General features: G+C 73.5%; 20 protein-coding genes. 10 read left to right on the top strand and 10 right to left on the bottom strand.

The annotated features are described in order from the left end of the window. On the bottom strand, nt 1–545 hold a 545-nt coding region (locus H7A69_RS12695), incomplete at its 3' end, for a LysR family transcriptional regulator (RefSeq protein ID WP_182047330.1). 48 nt (nt 546–593) lie between these two features. Between H7A69_RS12695 and H7A69_RS12690 the strand changes: the two genes are divergently transcribed. Together H7A69_RS12690 and H7A69_RS12685 are read left to right on the top strand one after the other, a co-directional pair. Continuing rightward, complete coding sequence (locus H7A69_RS12690; RefSeq protein ID WP_182047329.1) at nt 594–1,862, top strand: MFS transporter; 1,269 nt, start codon at nt 594–596, stop codon at nt 1,860–1,862. 133 nt (nt 1,863–1,995) lie between these two features. Next, nucleotides 1,996–2,622 carry a hypothetical protein gene (locus H7A69_RS12685; protein ID WP_182047328.1) on the top strand — a complete coding sequence of 209 codons (627 nt, stop codon included), beginning with the start codon at nt 1,996–1,998 and terminating at the stop codon, nt 2,620–2,622. Between the two features lie 21 nt (nt 2,623–2,643). Here the strand turns inward: H7A69_RS12685 and H7A69_RS12680 are convergent, their stop codons facing one another. Then, nucleotides 2,644–3,570, bottom strand: a complete 927-nt coding sequence (locus tag H7A69_RS12680; protein WP_069711946.1) for a cation diffusion facilitator family transporter — start codon at nt 3,568–3,570, stop codon at nt 2,644–2,646. Nucleotides 3,571–3,616: 46 nt separating this feature from the next. On the opposite strand from H7A69_RS12680, the gene H7A69_RS12675 reads away from it, so the two are divergent. Next, nucleotides 3,617–4,348, top strand: a complete 732-nt coding sequence (locus tag H7A69_RS12675) for a DUF4166 domain-containing protein (RefSeq protein WP_182047327.1) — start codon at nt 3,617–3,619, stop codon at nt 4,346–4,348. Nucleotide 4,349: 1 nt separating this feature from the next. Next, the gene (locus H7A69_RS12670; RefSeq protein WP_182047326.1) at nt 4,350–5,327 is read left to right on the top strand and encodes an epimerase; all 978 of its coding nucleotides are present in this window, start codon (nt 4,350–4,352) and stop codon (nt 5,325–5,327) included. Here the strand turns inward: H7A69_RS12670 and H7A69_RS12665 are convergent. Continuing rightward, complete coding sequence (locus H7A69_RS12665; protein ID WP_259346217.1) at nt 5,296–6,333, bottom strand: EamA family transporter; 1,038 nt, start codon at nt 6,331–6,333, stop codon at nt 5,296–5,298. The genes H7A69_RS12670 and H7A69_RS12665 overlap by 32 nt on opposite strands. A 71-nt stretch (nt 6,334–6,404) precedes the next feature. Here H7A69_RS12665 and H7A69_RS12660 point away from each other — a divergent pair, with 71 nt between their 5' ends. Beyond that, a complete protein-coding gene (locus H7A69_RS12660; RefSeq protein ID WP_182047325.1) occupies nt 6,405–7,319 on the top strand; it encodes a LysR family transcriptional regulator in 915 nt (304 codons plus the stop codon). Between the two features lie 88 nt (nt 7,320–7,407). Here H7A69_RS12660 and purB read toward each other — a convergent pair whose 3' ends face one another. The 3 genes from purB to H7A69_RS12645 form a co-directional block, all read right to left on the bottom strand. Further along, nucleotides 7,408–8,793 carry an adenylosuccinate lyase gene (purB, locus tag H7A69_RS12655; RefSeq protein ID WP_069711951.1) on the bottom strand — a complete coding sequence of 462 codons (1,386 nt, stop codon included), beginning with the start codon at nt 8,791–8,793 and terminating at the stop codon, nt 7,408–7,410. Continuing rightward, complete coding sequence (locus H7A69_RS12650) at nt 8,790–9,302, bottom strand: low molecular weight protein-tyrosine-phosphatase (RefSeq protein WP_069711952.1); 513 nt, start codon at nt 9,300–9,302, stop codon at nt 8,790–8,792. The genes purB and H7A69_RS12650 overlap by 4 nt, the downstream gene beginning before the upstream one ends. A gap of 63 nt (nt 9,303–9,365) precedes the next feature. Continuing rightward, nucleotides 9,366–9,764 (bottom strand): phage holin family protein, encoded by a 399-nt coding sequence (locus tag H7A69_RS12645; protein ID WP_069711953.1) that lies wholly within the window; start codon nt 9,762–9,764, stop codon nt 9,366–9,368. 61 nt (nt 9,765–9,825) lie between these two features. Here H7A69_RS12645 and H7A69_RS12640 point away from each other — a divergent pair, with 61 nt between their 5' ends. From H7A69_RS12640 to H7A69_RS12620, 5 genes are all read left to right on the top strand, one after another. Next, nucleotides 9,826–10,905: a histidinol-phosphate transaminase gene (locus H7A69_RS12640; protein ID WP_182047324.1), complete on the top strand. Its 1,080-nt coding sequence runs from the start codon at nt 9,826–9,828 to the stop codon at nt 10,903–10,905. Between the two features lie 23 nt (nt 10,906–10,928). Then, nucleotides 10,929–12,062, top strand: coding sequence for a thiamine pyrophosphate-dependent enzyme (locus H7A69_RS12635; protein WP_069711955.1), 1,134 nt, complete (start codon nt 10,929–10,931; stop codon nt 12,060–12,062). Between the two features lie 89 nt (nt 12,063–12,151). Then, the gene (locus tag H7A69_RS12630) at nt 12,152–13,111 is read left to right on the top strand and encodes an alpha-ketoacid dehydrogenase subunit beta (protein ID WP_069712055.1); all 960 of its coding nucleotides are present in this window, start codon (nt 12,152–12,154) and stop codon (nt 13,109–13,111) included. Nucleotides 13,112–13,143: 32 nt separating this feature from the next. Further along, a complete protein-coding gene (locus tag H7A69_RS12625; protein WP_182047323.1) occupies nt 13,144–14,748 on the top strand; it encodes a dihydrolipoamide acetyltransferase family protein in 1,605 nt (534 codons plus the stop codon). Between the two features lie 120 nt (nt 14,749–14,868). Next, nucleotides 14,869–15,441, top strand: coding sequence for a GNAT family N-acetyltransferase (locus H7A69_RS12620; RefSeq protein ID WP_182047322.1), 573 nt, complete (start codon nt 14,869–14,871; stop codon nt 15,439–15,441). Nucleotides 15,442–15,481: 40 nt separating this feature from the next. Here H7A69_RS12620 and H7A69_RS12615 read toward each other — a convergent pair whose 3' ends face one another. The 4 genes from H7A69_RS12615 to H7A69_RS12600 form a co-directional block, all read right to left on the bottom strand. Continuing rightward, entirely contained in the window at nt 15,482–16,129 is a 648-nt protein-coding gene (locus H7A69_RS12615) for an ATP-binding cassette domain-containing protein (RefSeq protein WP_182047321.1), read from the bottom strand. After that, on the bottom strand, nt 16,126–18,150 hold the full coding sequence (locus tag H7A69_RS12610; RefSeq protein WP_182047320.1) for a hypothetical protein: 2,025 nt from the start codon (nt 18,148–18,150) through the stop codon (nt 16,126–16,128). Before H7A69_RS12610 ends, H7A69_RS12615 begins: the two co-directional genes overlap by 4 nt. Nucleotides 18,151–18,240: 90 nt before the next feature. Then, a complete protein-coding gene (locus H7A69_RS12605) occupies nt 18,241–19,521 on the bottom strand; it encodes an alpha/beta hydrolase (protein ID WP_182047319.1) in 1,281 nt (426 codons plus the stop codon). Beyond that, nucleotides 19,518–21,551, bottom strand: coding sequence for a bifunctional lysylphosphatidylglycerol flippase/synthetase MprF (locus H7A69_RS12600; protein WP_182047318.1), 2,034 nt, complete (start codon nt 21,549–21,551; stop codon nt 19,518–19,520). The genes H7A69_RS12605 and H7A69_RS12600 overlap by 4 nt, the downstream gene beginning before the upstream one ends. Nucleotides 21,552–21,592: the final 41 nt, after the last annotated feature.

Below are 21,592 nucleotides of genomic sequence, written 5' to 3'. Positions count from 1 at the left end.
GGGAACACCCGGAAGGGCATCTCCCGCAGCGGTTCGACCACGACCCCGGCCGGGACCGACGGCAGCCCGGTGTAGGCGAGGTCGAGCCGACCGGCCACCAGGTCCTGCACGAGTCCGGTCGTGCCCGTCGGCGAGGTCATCAGCTCCACCGCGACGAGCGGGTGCCGCTGCCGGAAGCGCCGGAGCACCCCGGTCAGGTCGACGATGTCCATGCTCGTGAAGATGCCGAGTCGCACGCGCCCGCGGAGGTCGGCGTCGTCGACGGTCGCGAGGTCGCGCATCCGGTCGAGGGCGTCGAGCACGGTCCGTGCGTGCGGGAGCAGGTCCTCGCCCGCGGTGGTCAGCACGAACCGACGGCCGCTGCGGTCGAAGAGCCGCACGCCGAGCGAGCGCTCGAGCGACGCGATGCCCGCCGACACCGTCGACTGCGCTGCCCACAGGCGCTCCGCGGCGCGCGTGACGCTGCCCTCGGCCGCGACGGCGACGAACTGTTCGAGCAGGCGGGTCTCCACCTGCCGAGTATCGATCGGATCGATGGTCGCCATCAATAGCATCCGTTGGACTCGATGTTCTGCGGCGGACATCATCGGAGCATGTCCCCGACCGCCGCCCCCGCTCCCTCCGTACGCACATCCTCCGAACCGGCCCCCGCGCCCCGCGGGCGCCGCGCGCACTCCCGCCGTCGGCACGGCGCCGGTGCCTGGGCGGTCGCGTTCGCGTTCCTCACGGTGATGGCCTTCGCGACGGTCCCGGCGCCGCTCTACGTCGTCTACCAGGCGCGCGACGGCTTCCCGACGTTCACGACGACGGTGGTCTTCGCCGCGTACGGGGTCGGCGTCGTCGTCTCGCTGTTCCTGGCCGGACACCTCAGCGACGTGCACGGACGACGGCCGCTCGTGCTCGCGTCGGTCGCGATCGAGCTCGTCGCGAGCGTGCTGTTCCTGGTGTGGAACGACGTCGCCGGGCTGGTCGTCGCCCGGCTCGTGACCGGCCTCGGCGTCGGGCTCGTCACCGCGACCGCGACGGCGCACCTCGCCGAGCTCCGGGTCCGGGCGACGGGCGCGTCCGACGCCGCGCGGGGCGCGAGCGTCGTCGCGGGCGCGGTCAACCTCGGCGGTCTGTCGCTCGGCGCGCTGGTCGGCGGCGCCCTGGCGGAGTTCGTCGGGCAGCCGCTCGTCGTGCCGTACGTCGTGTTCGTCGTCGCCCTGGTCGTCGCGTTCGTGGTGGTCCTCGCCGCTCCGGAGACCGTCGACCGGCCCGAGCAAGCCGTGCCGTACCGGCCGCAGCGGATCGTCGCCCCCCAGGGACAGGCGGGCGCGTTCTGGGCCGCCGGGGTGGCCGCCTTCGCCGCTCTGGCCGTGCAGGGGCTCTTCACCTCGGTCGCCCCGACGTTCCTCGGCACGACCTTCCACGTGACCGACCGTCTCGCGGCTGGCGCGACGACCTTCGGGGTCTTCGCCGCGAGTGCGCTCTCGCAGATCGTGTTCGCCAGGCTCTCGCAGCAGCGGCAGATCCGCCTCGGACTGGTGCTCCTCGTGGGCGGTCTCGTCGTGCTCGCCGGGGCGGCGGTGCTCCTGCAGGTCGCGGGCTTCATCGGCGGCGGGGTCGTCGCGGGGGCGGGCGTGGGGCTGCTGTTCCGCGCGGCGATCGGCCGCGCCGGCTCGCTGGTCGGACCGGAGCAGCGCGGCGGGGTCCTGGCGGCGACGTTCCTCGTCGCGTACGCGGGCCTGACCGTGCCGGTGGTGGCGGTCGGGGCGGCGCTGCTCGTGCTGCCGACGCTGCCGGTGCTCCTCGGGTACGTGGTGTTCGTGGTCGTGCTGGCGCTCGTCGCGGGCACGCGGTCGGCGTCCCGCGCCGGGTAGGGGCAGCGCGCGACGAACCACGATCGTGACGTCGAGCCAGCACGGGGGCCTGGTTCGACATCGCACCCGTGGTTCGACGCACCCGGGCGGCGACGCACCGCCGCACTGCCGCACCACCGCCATACTGGAGCGCATGCCCCAGCAGCGCCGTCGTCCGGTCGTCACCGCCGTCGCTGCCCTGATCGCGGCCGGGCTCGTCGCCGGCTTCGCCCTGACCGCCCAGCGCAGCGGCGAGGACCCGGTGATCGGTGCCGGCGCGGCCACCGTGACCCCGAGCGCCACCGCGGCAGACGGAGCACCCGCAGCCGAGGGCGCCCCGCGCGACGGCACCGTCACGATCACCCGCACGGGGCCGGACCTGCCCGGCGCCGACGTGCTCGACCGCTGCGACACCGACAGCCGAGCCACGGTCGCCCGGTACGACACCGCCGCGCTCGGCCAGGTCGTCCTGCAGTGCGGTACGTCGGGCCAGGGCTACGAGCACATCCGCGTCCGGCACACCGCTGACTGGCGGGACGTCCTCGGCTCCCGGAGCGATCGCGACTGGGACGACGCCATGCTCACCGCCGTGCAGTCGGTCCTCGAGTCGCCGCCCTCCGGCTACCCGCAGGACGCCGGCGACGGCAAGGTCTGCTACGCGGCACCGGTCCGGTTCGACGACGGATCACGACCCGCGGCCGAGCCGAACGTCCGCGTGATCGTCTCCGCGACGACCGACCGGGTCATCACGGCCTTCCCCACGGACGACGGCGGCTGCTGACCCGAGCCCCACGAGGCGCTCCTACGCGTGCACCTCGTGCTCGTGCCGTCGGTGCGACACCGGTTCGAGCTGGAAGGTCGAGTGCTCCACGGGCACGTCGAAGTGCTCCGCCACGCACCGCTGCAGGTCGTCGAGGATGCGCGGGGCGTGCGCCGTCGAGAAGCAGTGGTCGTCGACCACCACGTGCGCGGTCAGGTTCGGCACGCCGGTCGACACGAGCGTCGCGTGCAGGTCGTGCACCTCGATGACGTGGTCGAGCTCGAGGATGTGCGCCCGGACGTCGTCCAGGTCGAGGCCGGGCGGGGTCGACTCGAGCAGCACGTTCGCCGTCTCGCGGAGCAGTCGGACGGCCCGCGGCAGGATGAGGAGCCCGATCAGGATCGCCGCGATCGAGTCCGCGCGCTCCCACCCGGTGACCATGAGCACGACGGCCGCCACGATGACCGCCACCGAGCCGAGGGTGTCGTTGAGCACCTCGAGCCGTGCGGCGCGCGAGGTGAAGCCCTCGCCCGAGGCGCGCAGCAGCACGGCGTAGGCCACGAGGTTGCCGACGAGTCCGACGACGCCGAACACGAGCAGCGGCCCGGCGTGGACCTCGTCGGGGACGAACAACCGCTGCACCGCCGAGATCACGACGTAGACGCCGACCGCGAGCAGGATCGCCGCCTGCGCGGTCGCACCGAGCACCTCGGCGCGCTGGAACCCCCACGTCCGCTGCGCGGTGGGGCTCCGGCGGGCGAGCCGCGTCGCGACGAGACCGATGCCGAGGCCGCCCGTGTCGACGACCATGTGCCCGGCGTCGACGAGGAGCGCGAGCGACCCGGTGACGACGGCGCCGACGACCTCGGCCAGCAGGATCGTCGCCGAGATGCAGAACGCGACCAGCAGTGCGCGCTCCGAGGCACCGGCATGGCCGTGCGCGTGGCCTCCGCCGTGGTCGTGTCCCATGCCTCGATCGTAGGCAGTCGCACCGACGACGTGCCAGGCTCGAGCCGTGACCCCGTCGCCGTACCAGCTGACGACGCCGTCGCACGTGCTCGACCGGTTGCACCCCCGTCTCCGCGCGTACTTCGGCCCGGTCCCGCCCGGCAGCGTCGGCCGCGGCGAGGGCGTCTTCGACGTGGTCGGCACGCCCCGCCGGTGGCTGTGGCCGGTCCTCGCCTGGCTCGCCCGTGACGGGATCGTGTTCCCGGTGTGGGAGCGGGCCGTCCCGTTCACGGTCGAGAACCGCCCGGCCCGCGTCGGCCGCGGGGGCGGCACCGGCCGGGAGGCGCACCCCACCCCGACGGGACGGCCCGCCTCGACGCCGACCGGCTCCCACCCCGGGGCGGCGGGCAGCGTCGCCGTCCGCGCCCACCGCACCTTCCGGTTCCGCTCCGGCGACCGGACCATGGTCGACGCGATCACCGCCGAGCCGGAGGGCCTCGTCGACCACCTCGGGCACCGCGGCCGCCTGAGCGCCACCCTGCGGGCCGAGGTCGACGTCGACGGCCCGGACGCGGGCGCCCTGCGCCTGGTCTCCACGCGCGTGACGGTGCGTGCGCTCGGACGCGACCGGAGCCTCCCGTCCGTCCTCGCACCGCGTGTGACGCTCGTGGAACGATTCGATGACGATGCCGACGTGCAGCGCGTGTCCCTGGTGCTCAGCGCCCCGGTGCTCGGCACGCTGTACCGGTACGAGGGGGCGTTCCGGTACGAGATCGCGCCGGACACAGGACGGGGATGAGATGAGCGACGAGCAGCGCCGTGTCGTGATCGCGGGAGCGAGCGGGTTCGTGGGGCGGTACCTGCAGGACGCCTTCCGCGACGAGGGGTACGAGGTCGTCACGGTCGGGCGCACCGGCGACGCGGTGTGGGGCAACACGGTGCGCATCCGCGCGCTGGTGGACGGTGCCGCACTCGTCGTGAACATGGCGGGCAAGAGCGTGAACTGCCGGTACGGACGCCGGAACCGGGCGGAGATCGTGCGCTCCCGGGTCGACACGACGCTGGAGCTCGCCGAGGCGATCAGCGGCGCCGAGCACCCGCCGCCGCTGTGGGTGAACGCCTCGACCGCGACGATCTACCGGCACGCCGACGACCGGCCGCAGGACGAGGTCACGGGTGAGCTCGGCGAGGGCTTCTCGGTCTCGGTCGCGAAGGCCTGGGAGGAGGCGCTGTTCACCGCCGACCTGCCGCACACCCGCCGCGTCGCACTCCGGATGACGATCGTGTTCGGCGACGGCAGCGCCCTCGTGCCGCTGCTCCGGCTCGCACAGGCCGGGCTCGGCGGGCCGCAGCTCGACGGACCGTGGTTCCCGACCCGCGCACGACTCCGTGCCGGCACGTACCACCGCGACCGGCACACCCACGGGCGCCAGCGCTTCAGCTGGGTGCACATCGCGGACGTCCTCGGGGCGATCCGGTTCGTCCGCGACCACGAGGACCTCGACGGACCGGTCAACGTCGCGAGCCCGGAGCCGTCGGACAACCGCACGGTGATGGCGACGATCCGGGAGGCGGTGGGTCGGCGTTTCGGGCTGCCCACGTGGCGCTGGATGCTCGAACTCGGGTCCTTCGCGATCCGCACCGAGACCGAGCTCGTGCTGAAGAGCCGGTGGGTGGTGCCGACGCGGCTCGTCGAGGCGGGCTACGAGTTCCGGTACCCGGACCTCCGCGGGGCGCTCGCCGGGATCATCGCGGAGCGCCGCCAGCACCGGGACTGACCGCGGGCGACGCCCCCGTCCGCGCGAGACGGTCCTCCGGCGCCGAGACGGTCCCGGATCCGGCGGCGTCTCGGGCAATCGACGGCGTCTCGGCGGCACGGGCGGCACCGGCACCGGCAGCGGCACCGGCGACCGGCAGCGCCCGTGGTGTCCTCGACGACCAGAGCACGGCGGCGACGACCACCGCGCCGGCGACGACCTCGACCACGTCCGGCACCTCGCCGAAGACCGCCCACGACGCGAGGACCCCGACCACGGGCACGAGCATCGAGAACGGCGCGACCGTGCTCGACGGGTACTTCCCCATCAGCCGCGACCAGATCCCGTAGCCGACGAGGCTGCCCGCGACGACGATGTAGAGCAGGCCGAGGTCGGCCGGCAGCGCCGACGTGGTGAACGCGGTCCCGATCGCCTGCCCGACGCGGGCCGGGCCCTCGACCAGCAGGGACAGCGCGAACATCGGCACCGGCGGCACCACCGCCCACCAGAGGGTCAGGTGCAGCGGGTTCACCGGTCCGGTCCGTCGCGTCGCCACGTTGCCGAGCGCCCAACCGAGGGCACCGCACAGCACGAGCACCACCGGCAGCAACGCGGCGGTCTGCGCCCGGTGCACGGCGATCACGCCGAGGGCCGCCACGGCGACGCTCACCCCGACGACCTGTCGTGCCGTCAGACGCTCGCGGAGCAGCACCCCGGCGAGCACGACCGTGAACGGCGCGGACGCCTGGATCACCAGCGAGGCGAGCCCCGAGGGCATCCCGGCGGACATGCCGAGGTAGAGGAACGCGAACTGCAGCACGCCGAGGGTCGCCCCGACGAGCACGATCCACCGGAACGGCACCTTCGGCCGCGGCACGAACAGGATCGTCGGCACCGCGAGCAGCGTGAACCGCACGGCCGCGAGCAGGAACGGGGGCCAGTGGTCGAGCGCGATCGCGGTCGCGGGGAAGTTCAGGCCCCACGCCACGGCGACGACGAGGGCGAGGAGACGGTCACGGAGGAGCACGGTCCGATCGTGCCGGAGCGGAAGCGGTAGCACCAGCGCAGGGTTCGACAGCATCGTTGTAGGGTCCCTGCATGGTCGGCTTCGACATCGCCCTGCTGCCGGTCCTCCGCGAGCTCGCCGAGCGGGGGAGCGTCACCGCGGTCGCCGCCGCGACGCACCGGACGCCGAGCGCGGTGTCGCAGCAACTCCGGACGCTCCAACGGCAGGCCGGTGTCCCGCTCGTCGAACGCGTCGGCCGCGGGGTCCGGCTCACCGCGCACGGCCGGGCGCTGGCCGGCATGGCGACCGGGGTGGCGACGGCACTGGCCACGGTCGAGTCCGCCTGGGCGGAGCACCTCGCGGGCGTGACGGGCACGGTCGACCTCGCGGTGTTCCCCTCGGCGGCCGAGCTCCTGCTCCCGGGCCTGCTGACCCGGATGCGGGACCACCCCGGCATCGTGCTCGAGCTCTCCGACGTCGACGTCAGCGAGGGGGAGTTCGCACCGCTCACCGCCGACCACGACGTCGTCATCGGGCACCGCCCCGACGGCGCACGTCGGGCGGACGGCGCCGTGGTCGAGACGGTCGCCCTGCTCCGGGAGCCGCTCGACGTCGCACTGCCCCTCGACCACGCGCTCGCCGGACGGGAGCGTGTCGGCGTCGAGGACGTCGTCGACGAGACCTGGATCGGCGTGCCCGAGGACTACCCGATCGACCGGGTGCTGACGGCGCTGGCGGCGGCGTCGGACGTGCCGCCGTCGGTGGCGTTCCGCACGATCCACCTGCCGGTGATCGAGAACCTGGTCGCCGCGGGGCACGGGATCGCGCTCGTGCCGCGGTACACCTCGGGGACGCGGGCACCGGGGCGGTTCCGACTGGCGACACTGGCCGACGTGCGCGCGGGGCGGCGCATCGAGGCGCTGGTGCGCCCGGACCGCGCGGTCCGACCTGCGGTCCGCACCGTCCTGGAGGCGCTGGTCGCCGAGGCGCGCGCCGTCACCACCTGAGGTGGTGCGGTGCGCGGCGGGGCCGCCCCGCGCCTCCCGTCCGCCCCGCGCCTCCCGTCCGCCCTGTCGTCGCCACCCGCGAGCGGGCTCAGACGTCCAGGTGGTCGACCAGCTCGTCCGCCAGGCCCGTGTAGGTGCCCGGCGTCAGGTTCGTGAGCCGCGCCTTCGCACCCGACGAGATGTCGAGCCCGTTGACGAACGCCACGAGCTCGGCCTGCCCGATGCGCTTGCCGCGGGTCAGCTCCTTGAGCATCGCGTAGGGGTCCTCGATCTCCGACTGCCCGGCGGTGACCTCGGCACGGATGACGGTCTGGACCGCCTCGCCCAGGACCTCCCAGTTGTGGTCGAGGTCCTCCGCGAGCCGACCCTCGTTCACGGCGATCTCGCCGAGCCCGCGACGGAGGTTGTCGAGCGCGAGCAGCGAGTGCCCGAACGCGACGCCGATGTTCCGCTGCGTGGTCGAGTCGGTCAGGTCGCGCTGCAGGCGGCTGGTGACCAGGGTCTCGGACAGCGTCGAGAAGAGCGCCGACGAGATCTCGAGGTTCGCCTCGGCGTTCTCGAACCGGATCGGGTTGATCTTGTGCGGCATCGTCGACGAGCCCGTCGCACCCGCGACCGGGATCTGCGTGAAGTACCCCATCGAGATGTAGGTCCACACGTCCGTGGCGAGGTTGTGCAGGATCCGGTTCGCGTGACGCACCCGGTCGTACAGCTCGGCCTGCCAGTCGTGCGACTCGATCTGCGTGGTGAGCGGGTTCCAGGTCAGGCCGAGGCCCTCGACGAACTCCTTCGACAGCGCGGGCCAGTCCGCCTCGGGGTCGGCGGCGAGGTGCGCCGAGAAGGTGCCGGTCGCGCCGGAGAACTTGCCGAGGTACTCGCCGCCCTCGATCTGCGCGAGCACCCGCTCGAGGCGGTAGACGACGACGGCGAGCTCCTTGCCGAGGGTCGTCGGCGTCGCGGGCTGACCGTGGGTGTGGGAGAGCATCGGGACGGCCCGGAGCTCCTCGGCCATCGTGCGCAGCGTCGCCAGGACGGCGCGGTACGCCGGCAGCCAGACCCGGTCGACGGTGTCGCGGACCGTCAGCGCGTACGAGAGGTTGTTGACGTCCTCGCTCGTGCACGCGAAGTGCGTCAGCTCGGCGATCGCGTCGAGCCCGAGGTCGGACAGCCGGCGGCGGACGAAGTACTCCACGGCCTTGACGTCGTGGCGCGTCGTGGCCTCGATCTCGGCCAGCTCGGCGATCTCCTGCTGGCCGAAGGTCTCGACGACCCGACGGAGTGCGGCCTTGTCGTCGATGCTCAGCGGCGAGGTGGTGAACATCGCGTGGTCGGTCAGGAAGATGAGCCACTCGACCTCGACCACGATGCGCGCGCGGTTGAGGCCGGCCTCGGAGAGGTGCTCGCCCACCGTGTGCACGATCGGGTAGTAGCGCCCGTCGAGCGGGCTGATCGGCTGCGGGGGAAGGGGGGTCATGGGGCTCCCTGACGGACTGCCGGTTCGAGTTGGCGGAAGAGCGCCCGGCAGGCCCGCTCGACGGTCGAGAGCACTCGGTCGAACTCGTGCCGGTCCGCGTAGTACGGGTCCGGCACGTCGGTCTGCTGGGGCCAGGCGTCGTCGTACCGCAGCAGGAGCGTCACCTTGGCGGCGTCGTCCATGGTCGGTGCCCACGACCGCAGGACGCGTTCGTGGGAGCGGTCGAGTGCGACCACCAGGTCGAGGTCCGGGAACCGGTCCGGGTCGAACTGGCGGGCGCGATGCCTGCTGCCATCGTATCCGCGTGCCGCCAGCGCCGCGATCGTGCGCTCGTCGGCGGGTTCGCCGACGTGCCAGTCCCCGGTGCCGGCGGAGTCCACCTGGAAACGGTCGGACAGCCCCGCGTCCTCGGCCATCTGGGCGAACACGATGCCGGCCATGGGCGACCGGCAGATGTTCCCGCTGCAGACGAACGACACGCGGAAGGGAGCAGGGCCGTCCTCGGTCATGTGCACATCATGGCGCAGCCGGGTGTCGTCCGCGACGACGGTGCGGCCGGGGGCGACGGTCGGTCACGGACGCGAGCGGCGCAGCACCGGGCGCACGATCAGCCCGATCAGCCACGAGAACACGGCGAGCACGAACGCGCCGACGATGCCCCAGCCGAACGACTCGACCTGCAGCCCGAAGCCGATCGCGTCCGAGATGCCGGCGACGATGAGCAGGAGTACGGCGTTCACGACCAGCGAGATCAGGCCGAGCGTCAGCACGTACAGCGGGAACGCGACGATCCGGATGATCGTGCCGACGACCGCGTTCACGAGCCCGAACACGAACGCCACGAGCAGGAACGTGAGCACGACGGCGGTGGTGTCGCCGTCCCCGAAGGGCGTGACGGTGACGCCGCTCACGAGGAGGGTGGTGAGCCACAGCGCGACGGCGTTGACGACGAGGCGGACGAGGAATCGCATGCGGCCATGATGCCCGCGGACGCCCCCGTCACGCTGGGTCCGCGCGGTTACGCTGACTGTCGTGACTGACGAGCGCGTGCACATCCGGCCCGAGGTGGCGGTCCTCCCCGCCTACAAGCAGGGCCGACAGGCCGCGCCCGAGGCCTTCAAGCTCTCGAGCAACGAGAACCCGTTCCCGCCGCTGCCCGGCGTCGTCGAGGCCGTGCAGGCGCAGACCGCCTACAACCGCTACCCCGACGCCACCGCCCTGGCCGTGCGGGCCGTGCTCGCGCAGCGCGCCGGGCTCACCGTCGACGAGGTTCACGTCGCACCGGGCAGCGTCGCGATCCTGCACGAGCTGGCGAAGGCGACGAGCGGCCCCGGTGACGAGGTCGTCTACGCCTGGCGCTCGTTCGAGGCCTACCCGGGCGTCGTCACCGTCGCGGGCGCCACGAGCGTGCAGGTGCCGAACCGCCCGGACGGCGGGCACGACCTCGACGCCATGGCCGCGGCCGTCACCGGGCGCACCCGCATGGTGATCGTCTGCACGCCGAACAACCCGACCGGCCCGGTCGTCACCGCCGCCGAGTTCGACGCCTTCATGGCCCGCGTGCCGTCGACCGTGCTCGTGGTGCTCGACGAGGCCTACGCCGAGTTCGTCACCGAGCCCACCGCGGTCCGCGGGACGCCGCTGCTCGAGCGGTACCCGAACCTCGTCGTCCTCCGCACGTTCTCCAAGGCGTACGGACTCGCGGGCCTGCGCGTCGGGTACGCGTTCGGTCCGGCGTACGTGCTCGATGCGGTCCGTGCCTGCGCGATCCCGCTGTCGGTCACGGCGCAGGGGCAGGCCGCCGCGCTGGCGAGCCTCGAGCGTGAGACCGAGCTGCTCGAGCGGGTCGCCGAGCTGGCCGCCAGCCGCGACCGCATCGTCGCCGCGCTGCGGGAGCAGGGCTGGGACGTGCCGGACGCGCAGGGCAACTTCGTGTGGCTGCCGACGGGCGACCTCACGGCCCACGCGGCCGAGCGCTTCGAGGCCGCCGGCATCGTCGTCCGGGCCTTCGGGAACGAGGGGATCCGGGTCTCGATCGGGGAGCACGAGGCTGTGGGAACGCTCCTCGAAACGGCGGGGTCGCTTGTGGGGGACCTCCAGGCGGCCCGGTAGCCCCTGGCGTTACGCTGACCGACATGTCATTCCACGCCGCGGCCCCCGCGACGGCCACCGTCCGGATCCTCGACCTCGAGGGCCGGTTCGTGGAGACCGACGAGAACGCCGAGTACGCCGCCGTCGCGCGGGCGATCCCGGACGAGACCCTGCTGGCGATGCACCGCCGCATGGTGCTGACACGTCGGTTCGACCACGCGGGCCACAACCTCCAGCGCACCGGACAGCTCGGCCTCTGGGTCCCGAGCCACGGACAGGAGGCCGCGCAGGTCGGTTCCGTCTTCGCGCTCCGCGACCAGGACCACGTCTTCCCGTCGTACCGCGAGCACGCCGTCACGATGCACCGCGGCGTCGAGCCGATGGAGATCATCGCGATGTACCGCGGCCAGACGCACGGCGGCTGGGACCCGGACGAGCGTGGCAACACGCACATCTCCACCCTCGTGATCGGCTCGCAGACGCTGCACGCCACGGGCTACGCCCTCGGCCAGAAGCTCGACGGCGACGTCGGCACGGGCGACCCGGACCGCGACGCCTGCACGATCGTGTACTTCGGCGACGGCGCGACGAGCCAGGGTGACGTGAACGAGGCGTACGTCTTCGCCGCGTCGACGCAGGCCCCCGTCGTCTTCTTCCTGCAGAACAACCACTGGGCGATCTCGGTGCCGGTGTCGGTGCAGTCCCCGACGCCGCTCGTCGACCGCCCGCGCGGCTTCGGCATCCCGAGCGTCCGGGTCGACGGCAACGACCTGCTCGCCTCGTACACGGCGTCGCTCGTCGCGACCGACCACGCGCGCAGCGGTCAGGGCCCGGCATTCGTCGAGGCCGAGACCTACCGCATCGGCGCCCACACGAGCTCCGACGACCCGACCCGCTACCGCCTCGACGACGAGCTGGCCTCGTGGGTCGAGCGCGACCCGATCGCCCGCTCGGCCGCGTACCTGCGCAGCCGAGGTGTGACGGACGAGCAGCTCGCCCGGTTCGACGAGGAGGGCGAGGACATCGCCGCCGACGTCCGCCGCGCGACCGTCGCCCTGACCCCGCCGTCGGTGGACGTCATGTTCGACAACGTGTACCGCGAGCCGCACCCGGTCACCACCGCGCAGAAGGCCTGGCTCGAGCAGTACGAGGCCGGTTACGAAGGGGGCTCCCACTGATGAGCACCACCGAGCAGCTCTTCGACTACACGCTCCGCGCCCACCCGGGCGCGGGCGAGGTCCCGAGCGAACCCGTGCAGACCCTGCCGATGGCCAAGGCGCTCAACGCCGGCCTGGCCGCCGCGATGGCCGCCGACGACAAGGTCCTGCTGATGGGCGAGGACATCGGCCAGCTCGGCGGTGTGTTCCGCATCACCGAGGGCCTGCAGGAGCGCTTCGGCGCCGAGCGCGTCCGCGACACCCCGCTCGCCGAGGCCGGCATCATCGGCACCGCGATCGGCCTGGCCCTGCGCGGCTACCGCCCGGTCGTCGAGATCCAGTTCGACGGGTTCGTCTGGCCGGGCTTCGACCAGATCACCTCGCAGCTCGCCAAGATGCAGAACCGTCTGCCGGCGCACATGTCGCTGCCGGTCGTCATCCGCATTCCCTACGGCGGGCACATCGGCGCCGTGGAGCACCACCAGGAGTCCCCGGAGGCGTACTTCGCGCACACCCCGGGCCTGCGCGTCGTCAGCCCGAGCACGCCGAACGACGCCTACTGGATGATCCAGGAGGCGATCGCGTCGAAGGACCCGGTCGTGTTCCTCGAGCCGAAGTCCCGCTACTGGCCGAAGGGCGAGGTCGACCTCGTCGACGGCCACGTCCCGATGCACACGACGCGCGTCGCCCGCACCGGCACCGAGGTCACCCTCGTGGGGCACGGCGCCATGGTCGCCACGCTCATGCAGGCCGCGGACATCGCCGAGGCCGAGGGCACCAGCTGCGAGGTCATCGACCTCCGCTCGATCTCCCCGATCGACTGGGAGCCGCTGCTCGCCTCGGTCCGCAAGACGGGTCGCGTCGTCATCGCGCAGGAGGCCTCCGGCTTCGTGAGCGTCGGCAGCGAGATCGCCGCGACCGTCGCCGAGCAGTGCTTCTACACGATGCAGGCGCCGCCGATCCGGGTCTCCGGGTTCGACGTGCCCTTCCCGGTGTCGAAGCTCGAGCACCTCCACCTGCCGGACGCGGACCGTGTCCTCGAGGCCGTCGACCGCGCCCTCGCATACTGACCGAGCCGACCAGAACGTTCGAAGGAGCCGCAGTGCCCGCCGCCGAATTCCCCCTGCCCGACGTGGGCGAAGGCCTGACCGAGGCCGAGATCGTGCAGTGGCGCGTCGCGATCGGGGACGAGATCGCCGTCGACCAGGTCCTGGTCGAGATCGAGACCGCGAAGTCGCTCGTCGAGCTCCCGTCCCCGTTCGCCGGCACCGTCACCGGACTGCTCGTGTCCGAGGGTGACACCGTCGAGGTCGGCAAGCCGATCATCCGGGTCGACTCCGACGCGCAGGTCGCGTCGGGTGCGGCACAGCCGGGAGGCACGGCGCCGGTCGCCGACAGCGTCCCGGCCTCGCCGGACGTCCAGGCCACCCCGCCTGCCGCGGCAGCCGCGCCGGCTCCCGTCGCGCAGGCTCCGGCAGCTCCGGCCCCGGCGCAGCAGGCCCCGCGCGCGGCCGCGGCGCCCGCTCCTGCAGCAGCGCCCGCGCCCGCCCCCGCCGCCTCGCAGCCGAAGCACGCCGCTCCGGCGCAACCGGTGGCGGACCACGCCACCGTCGTCGGCACCGACGAGTCGTCCGGCGCCGTCCTGGTCGGCTACGGCTCCGCGACCACGTCGCCGTCCCGCCGGAAGCCGGGCGCGCGGCGGGCCGCAGCGCTCGCGGCCGAGGCGAGCCGCGCCTCCAGTGCGGACGCCGTCGCCGCGGCCGAAGCGGCTGCCGACCCTGGCGAGGACAGCATCTCGCAGGCCGTCGGCGAGCAGGGCTCCCGACCGCGCAAGGCCGTCGTGTCGGGCATCGTCCTGGCGAAGCCCCCGATCCGCAAGCTCGCGAAGGACCTCGACGTCGACCTCGCCGAGGTCGTGCCGACCGGCCTCGCCGGCGAGGTCACGCGCGACGACGTCATCCGCCACGCCAAGCAGGCCGGCGTGTTCCGCAACATCGAGACGCCGGAGTGGGGCGACGTCCGTCGCGAGACGATCCCGGTGAAGGGCGTCCGCAAGGCCATCGCGAAGGCGATGACCACGTCGAAGTTCACGGCACCGCACGTGTCCCTGTTCGTCGACGTCGACGCGACCCGCACGATGGAGTTCGTCAAGCGCCTGAAGTCCTCGCCGACGTTCGCCGGGGTGAAAGTCTCGCCGCTGCTCGTCTTCGCGAAGGCCGTGATCTGGGCCGTCCGGCGGAACCGGTCGGTGAACTCGACCTGGACCGACCAGGAGATCATCGTCCACCACTTCGTGAACCTCGGCATCGCCGCGGCGACCCCGCGTGGGCTGATCGTGCCGAACATCAAGGACGCGCAGGACATGTCGCTGTTCGAGCTCGCGAAGGCGCTCGAGGACCTGACCCTGACCGCCCGCGACGGCAAGACCACGCCGCAGCAGATGGCGGACGGCACCGTGACGATCACGAACATCGGGGTGTTCGGCATGGACACCGGCACGCCGATCCTCAACCCGGGCGAGGTTGCCATCGTCGCGATGGGCACGATCAAGCCGAAGCCCTGGGTCGTCGACGGCGAGGTCCGCTCGCGCATGGTGACCACGATCGGTGCGTCGTTCGACCACCGGGTCGTCGACGGGGACGTGGCATCGCGCTTCGTGCACGACATCGCCTCGGTGCTCGAGGAGCCGGCGCTCCTGCTCGACTAGCCGAGCGATCGGACCGACGGAGCCGGTCCGGTGTTGCGCGATGCCGCAGCGCCGGGCCGGATCGCGCGGACGTCGCGTGGTGTTCACCGGCTTGTCGGCGGTGCGGGTGATGATCGGTGCATGGCCCACCAGCTCCTGACCCCACAGCAGGAGATCCGGACGGATCGCCTGGTGCTCACACCGCTCACGCCCGCCGACATCGACGACGCGCACGCGGTCTTCTCGGACGCCCGCACGTGGGCGCACCTGCCCTCCGGTCGGCACGTCGACCGCGCGAGCACGGTCGACCTCGTCCAGCGGAAGATCGGCGGCCGCGCACGGCACGGTCTCGGCTCCTGGGCCGTTCGGACACCCGACGGCACCTTCGTCGGGATCGGTGGCGTCGACATGACCGCAGCGGGGGTCTGGAACCTGGGCTACCGCCTCGCGCCGTCGGCGTGGGGGCACGGCTACGCGAGTGAGATCGCTGCCGCGGCGGCGGCCCAGTCGAACCGGGTCGCCCCGTGCGCGCCGGTCACCGGGCGGGTGCTGACGAACAACCCGGCCTCGGCAGCGGTGCTGCGGAAGGCCGGGCTGTCGCTCGTGTGGCAGGGGCCGGCGTCCGTGCCGGCACCGGGCGGGGTGTCGGGCCAGGTGTGGACCGACCGGGAGCTCACCGACGACCAGTTCGCCTGGCTCGTCCGCAACGCCTGACGCGGGCATCCAGCACCGCCGCCCGAAGCCGCCGGGCGGGTCAGGCAGCGCCGCGATCCCGTCGGTCGTGGAGCGTGACGACCCGCGTGGCGCGCGCGGTCACCGACGGCGCGTGCGTCGCGATGAGCACGGCAGCGCCGTCGGCGGCGAAGGCTTCCAACCGGTCCAGCACCATCGCGGCGTTGCCGTCGTCGAGCGCACTGGTCGGTTCGTCGGCGAGGATGACCGACGGCTCCTTCACCAGGAGCCGTGCGAGGGCGACGCGCTGTTGTTCGCCGCCGCTCAGCTCGTACGTGCGGTGGGTCGAGCGGCCGCCGAGGCCGACCTGCTCGAGTGCCGCGGCGGTGGACGTGCTCCGGCGTCGGCCGCGCCCCGTCGGACGGGCCAGGTCGACGTTGGCGCCGACGGTCGCGTCGTGGACGAGACCGAAGTCCTGGAACAGGTACCCGATGTGGTCGCGTCGGAGCAGTCGCGCGCGACGCGCACTCCGCCCGGCGTCCACGCCACCGATGGTGATCGTCCCGGAGTCGACCCGGTCGATGTGCCCGACGCAGTCGAGCAGTGTCGACTTGCCGCAGCCGCTCGGCCCCGTGAGCGCCACGACCTCGCCGGGCGCGACCGCGAAGGAGAGGTCCTCCCAGAGCGTGCGACCGCCCCGCTGCTTGCTGACGGCCAGGACCTCGATCATCGTGCTCCGTCTCCTCGGGACCTGTCGGTGCCCCGAGCCGTGCCGAGGACGATCCCGGTGCTCACGAGCGACACCGCCATCGCGGCCGTGATCGCGAGCAGCGCTGCCGGCGTGGCGGTCTGCGTCAGCGGGTCCAGCGTCGAGACCTGCCACGTTGCATCCGGCCTGAGCCGGGACCACGCCGCACCCGCCGCGACCGCTGCGACGGCGACCGACACCACCTCCACGGCGAGCAGGTCGGCGTCCGCTCGCACCGGGTGGACGCCCGCGACGGTCTTCGCGAACCTGGCCCGTCCGTGTCGGCGACGGTGTGCCGACGTCGCCAGTACGGCGAGCGCGACCGCCACCACGGCGCCGCTGACGACGGCAGCGGACTGGGCCACGACCGTCCGTCGGGCACCGCGTGCCGTCTCGGCTGCCGCTTGTCCGACGTCGACCACGGCACTGATCTCCGAGCCGACCCCGGCAGCGTGGATCGCCCGCTCCGCGCGCGCTCGGTCGCGGAACACGACGTCGCCGGTCGACAGCCACGAGCCGAGCTGGTCCGCCGAGAACATCGTGGCCGGCGTCGGGACGACCACCAGGACGGCGTCGTCGACCCACCCCCGGACCCGACCGCCGTCCGGGTACGTCCAGAGCTCCGGCGTGCCGAGCCGCCCGACGGTGACGTCCTCGGTGGCCGCAGCGGGCCCGTCACGGAAGTCCCAGTCGGTGAGCGAACCGACGAGCGCGTCCGGGTCGAGGCTGCTGCGCTCGGGCAGCCAGACGGTCGGCGTCGCACCGGCACGGATGCGGGTGCCGTCTACTGCGCGGACGTCCTGGAGCCGGAGGTACTCGGTATCGACGAAGAGCGCGGACACCCCCGCGCCGCCCTCGCCGGTCGAGACCTCCTTGAGCGCGGTGAGCAGTGCGTCGTGGTCCTGCAGCGCGCCACCGGCGAACCGGCCGAGCCGGTCCCAGTACGCCTGCGACCCGATCGGTCGGGGGTCCGGCGTGATCCACAGCTGCACGACCGTCCCTGCCGCGCGGAGGTCGCGTTCGGTGCCGGACGTCCGCGCCACGACCTCGGCGCCGACGAGACCGCTCACCGCGGCGACGAGCAGCAGCGTCGCCACCAGGCGAGCGGCATGCGCGAGGCCGACGACCCCACCCGGTGGCCGCGAGCCACGCAGCGAGTCGACGAGGGGGCGTCGGCAGGCGAGGAGGACGCCCGTCGCGTGCGCGAGCAGCACCGGCGCGAGCAGCGCGGCGCACAGCAGCGCGGACGCGGCGACGAGTGCCGGCCACTGCGCTGCGCCGTTGACGACCCAGGTGCCGACGCCGACGAGTGGCGCGCCGACGAGCGCGACCGCCGCGCTCGTCCGCAGCGCACCGAGCTCCTGCCGCAGGATCCGCACGGTGCTCTGCCCGTGCAGTCGGGGGACCGCACAGCGTCGCGGCGAGCCGACCGTCGCCACCAGGCACGCGGTGGCCGATCCGAGCACCAGGACGCCGACCAGACCGAGGGTGCCGTCGACCGTGTCACCGATGCCGAGTCGGGCGAGCGCCGGGGTCGACTCGGTCGTCGCTCGGTAACCGACCGAGTCGAAGGCGCGGACCAGGTCGTGGCGGGCGGCGTCGTCACCGAAGAGTTCGTACGTGCCGGTCGGATCGACGTGGTCGAGGTCGGACACGGGCCGGACCCGGGTCGACACCGCACGGGAGAAGTCCGGGTAGCCGTCACGGAGCCACCGCTCGCCGAGCGTTCCCGGAGCGTCGGTCACGAGCGCTGTCCGGCGACCGTCCGGGTCCGCGCGGTCGGCGACCATCCGGACGACGGTCGCGTGGTGTTCCTCGGCGACGCGGGTGATCGCTCCGGCGATGACCCGGTTCGACCGCGCCGCGCCGTCGAGGGACACGGTGACCGAGGACGTCGCCCCGACCACGCTGGTCTCGTCTGCCACGGTGAGTCCCACGAACGCCAGGACGAACGCGAGGACGGGCGGGATGGCGTAGGCGAGTACGAGTGCGCGGGATCGCATGCGTCCTTCCGCTCCGCTGACGTGTCCGATCAGCGTGGCGGAACTGCAGCACTGCGGTCAAACACCGGATGTACGATATTCGGTTCCGCGCTAGTCCTCCGCCGCGAACAACGCATCCGCCAACGGCCCCACGTCCGTCCGGAACGACCACTGCACCGTGTTCCAGTCGTGCCCGCTCCCCGGCGCCGACGCGATCGACACCCGCGCCCCGGCCGCACGAGCAGCCTCCCCGAGCCGCCGCGCGTTCTCGCTGAACTCCCGGTCCGCCGACCCCGCCGTCAGCCACAGCGCGTGGCCGTCGAGCCCGTTCGCCCGCATCTGCGCGATCGGCGCCGCGGCCCGCCACGCCGCCAGGGACCCACCGAACGCCTGGTCGGCGCTGTGCTGCGGGCCCTGGTCGACCGGCTGGAGCTCGCTCGACACGGCCAGTGCCGCCCCGAATTCCGCCGGGTGTCCGGTGAGGAACTGCATGGTGCAGGTGGCGCCCTGCGAGAAGCCGGTCAGCCCCCAGGCCTTCCGGTCCGTGGTGGCGGGCAGGTTCCGGGTGATCCACGCGGGCACGTCCTGCGTGACGTACGTCGCGACGTCACCGAGCCGGGAGTCGACGCACATCGTGTTCCGCCCCGGTGCCGAGAGCTGGTCGACGCTGACGACGATCGGTGCGCGGCCGCCGTGGGCGCGGGCGTAGGCGTCGAGCGGTTCCGCCAGGCGACCGGCGGTGAACAGGTCCCCGGGGGCACCCGGCTGCCCGGAGAAGGCGATCACGACGGGCAGCGGCCGGGGGTCCCGGACGAGGGCGGCGGGTGGCAGCCAGACCACCGCGCGCCGGGCCGCGAAGTGCGAGCGGGTGCCGGGGATCTCGGCGGTCCGCACGATGCCGGCGGCCGGCGGTGCGGCGAGCGGCGCAGCGTCCGGGTCGTACGCGGGCCAGGGGTCGCTCTGCACGACGGTGCCGAGCGTGGGGTACTTCGCGAACTCGACGTTGATGCCGAGAGCGGGCACGAGCAGCGCCGCGGGCACCAGGACGACCGCGAGGGTCCGACGCCACCGGCCGCCCTGCACGAGGCCGGTCACGGCGAGGGCGAGTGCCGCTCCGGCGAACGCGCTCCACATCTGCGTCACCGGGCTGAGGGCGACACCGAACAGGTCGACGACCTGCGTGGTGAACCAGCACGCGCCGAGGACCACGAGCGCGGCGGCACCGGCGATGGCCGCCCGGAGGCCGACCCGTCGCCACGCCTGCTCCGACCGCCACTGCCGGACGGCGGGGAGCAGGACGGCGACGGCCAGCACGGTGAACGCCAGGTCGGCCGGCACGAGCTTCGACGGCGCCTGCAGTTGGGTCGCGAGCAGCCACTCGGTCGGGCTCACCGACGGGCGCCGACGCGCGAGGAGCCCGCGCCGACGTGCGCCTGACGGAGTGCCCAGAGGTGCTTCGGGCGGAGGCCGGGCACGTACGCCGTGGTCAGGGCGCGCGCGACCCGGGGTGCCTGCAGGGCGCTCGGCACGACGAGCCAGAGCGGCTCGTGCGCGGCCCCGAACTTCTCCTTGAACCGCTGCAGCGACCGGAAGCCGTACACGGGCTCGAGGGCACGGGCGACGAGCGCCGACCCGCGCGCGACCCACGACCCGGCGTCGGCGTGCGGAGCGAGCGGCGTGCCGGAGAGGCTGATCGTGGCGAGCCCGGCCTCGCGGGCACGCAGGGCCGTCCGTGCGATGAGGAACTCCATCACGCCGGGCATCCCGTCCTCACCGCGTCGCATGACGTCCAGTGTGTACCCGGTCAGCGTCCCGTGCTCGTGGATCGGCAGCCAGCTCGTCACCGCCGTCACCCGCCCCTCGGCGGTCACCGCGAGCAGCAGGCGCACGTCCGGGTCGTCGAGCTCGTGGAAGCCCCCGAGGGTGAAGCCCATCTCCGGCAGGCGTCGGTCGGCGGCCCACCGGGTGCAGATCGCCTCGACCTGCGCGCGCCGGTCGGCGTCGAGTGCGGCGAGCGTCGTCCACTCGTCGCGGAGGCCCTCGCGGTCGGCACGGTTCGACGCGGTGCGGAGGTCCTGTCGCTTCTTCCCGCGCAGGTCGAAGGTCGTCACGTCGAGGACCGACTCGACGCCGACCGGGAACGACGCCCAGCCCTCCGCCGCGAGGATCGCGCGCACCGGCTCGTGCACGCTCGTGAAGGCGGGGACCCAGCCGTTGCGCTCGCAGGCGCGCGCGAAGGCGGCGACGACCTCGGCCCGGTCCGCCGCGGCGCAGGCCGGGTCGGAGACGGTCAGCGCGACGTCGCCGTGCACCCGGTAGGCGACGGCGCCGAGTCCGTCCGGGTGGGTCCAGGTCGCGTTGCCCTGCCAGGTGCCCATGTGTCCGAGGCTGCCCGCGTCGCCCTCGCGGAGCATGCCGAGGTACGTCTCCGGGCAGGTCGCACTCGCGGTGAAGCGGGCCCGCACGAGCCGACCGCGGAGCACCACGATCGCCAGGAGCACCGCGGCGGGCACGGCCCACGCGCCGAGCAGGGTGACCTGCCACTCGACCTGGTCGGTCGTCAGCCCCTGCCACTGCACGAACCCGTCCTGCAGCGGTTCGATCAGGAACACGTCCGCGAGCACGGCCGACAGCGTCACGAGCAGGCCCGCGGCCAGGACGATCCCGGTGCGACGTCCGCGCCGGACCAGGCAGGCCGCGCCGACGAGGAGCACGCCCACGAGCACGGTCGCGCGGTCGCTCATGGCGTCGGCGAAGGGGGAGAGGACCCCGTCAGGGTCCGGGACGACGAGCGTGACCAGGGTGCCGGTACCGAGCGCGACGAGCGTCGCGACGACGACCGGACGGGGTTCCGTGACGACGGTGCGGTCGGCGCGGGGTGCGGTCGGGGCCGGCCGGGAGGCGCGGCGCACCACGAGCGCGCCGGCTGCGGTCCCGGCCAGGGTCGCCAGGGCGCGGGCGGTGTCGGACCCGTGCCCGGCGAACAGCACCAGCGTGAGCACGACCGTCCAGAGGACGGCACGGACGCGCCGCCGTCGGGCCGGCGGCATCGACGCCGAGACGGCCGCCAGGAGTGCGGTCGCGACCGCGGACGGCGCGAACAGCGGTTCGCCGGAGGCGGCCTGTGCGTGCGCCTCGCCGACGGCGACCCCGACGGTCACCGCGAGGGACGTCACGCCGACGGCGACCAGGGGTGCGCCGGCACCGATCAGCACCGTGCGCAGCGGGCCGAGGGTCCGTTCGGCGAGCAGGGTCGCCGCGACGACGAGCGCGAGGGCGAACCAGGCGACCGGCGGGTGGTGCGGGAAGTCCGGTTCGGCGTGCGCGATCCGTGCGGTGACGGCGAGCAGGACCGCGACGACGGCGACGCCGGTCGTGACGGGGTGCCGACGGAGGGCGGCGACGAGAGCTGTGGGGTCCACACTGCCATCACAGCCGGGTGGCCAGGGTCGGGACATCGGGC

The organism is Curtobacterium sp. ME26 (genome assembly GCF_903970945.1).
GTDB classification, from domain to species: Bacteria; Actinomycetota; Actinomycetes; order Actinomycetales; family Microbacteriaceae; genus Curtobacterium; species Curtobacterium citri.
This window is presented reverse-complemented; position numbering and strand designations above follow the sequence as displayed.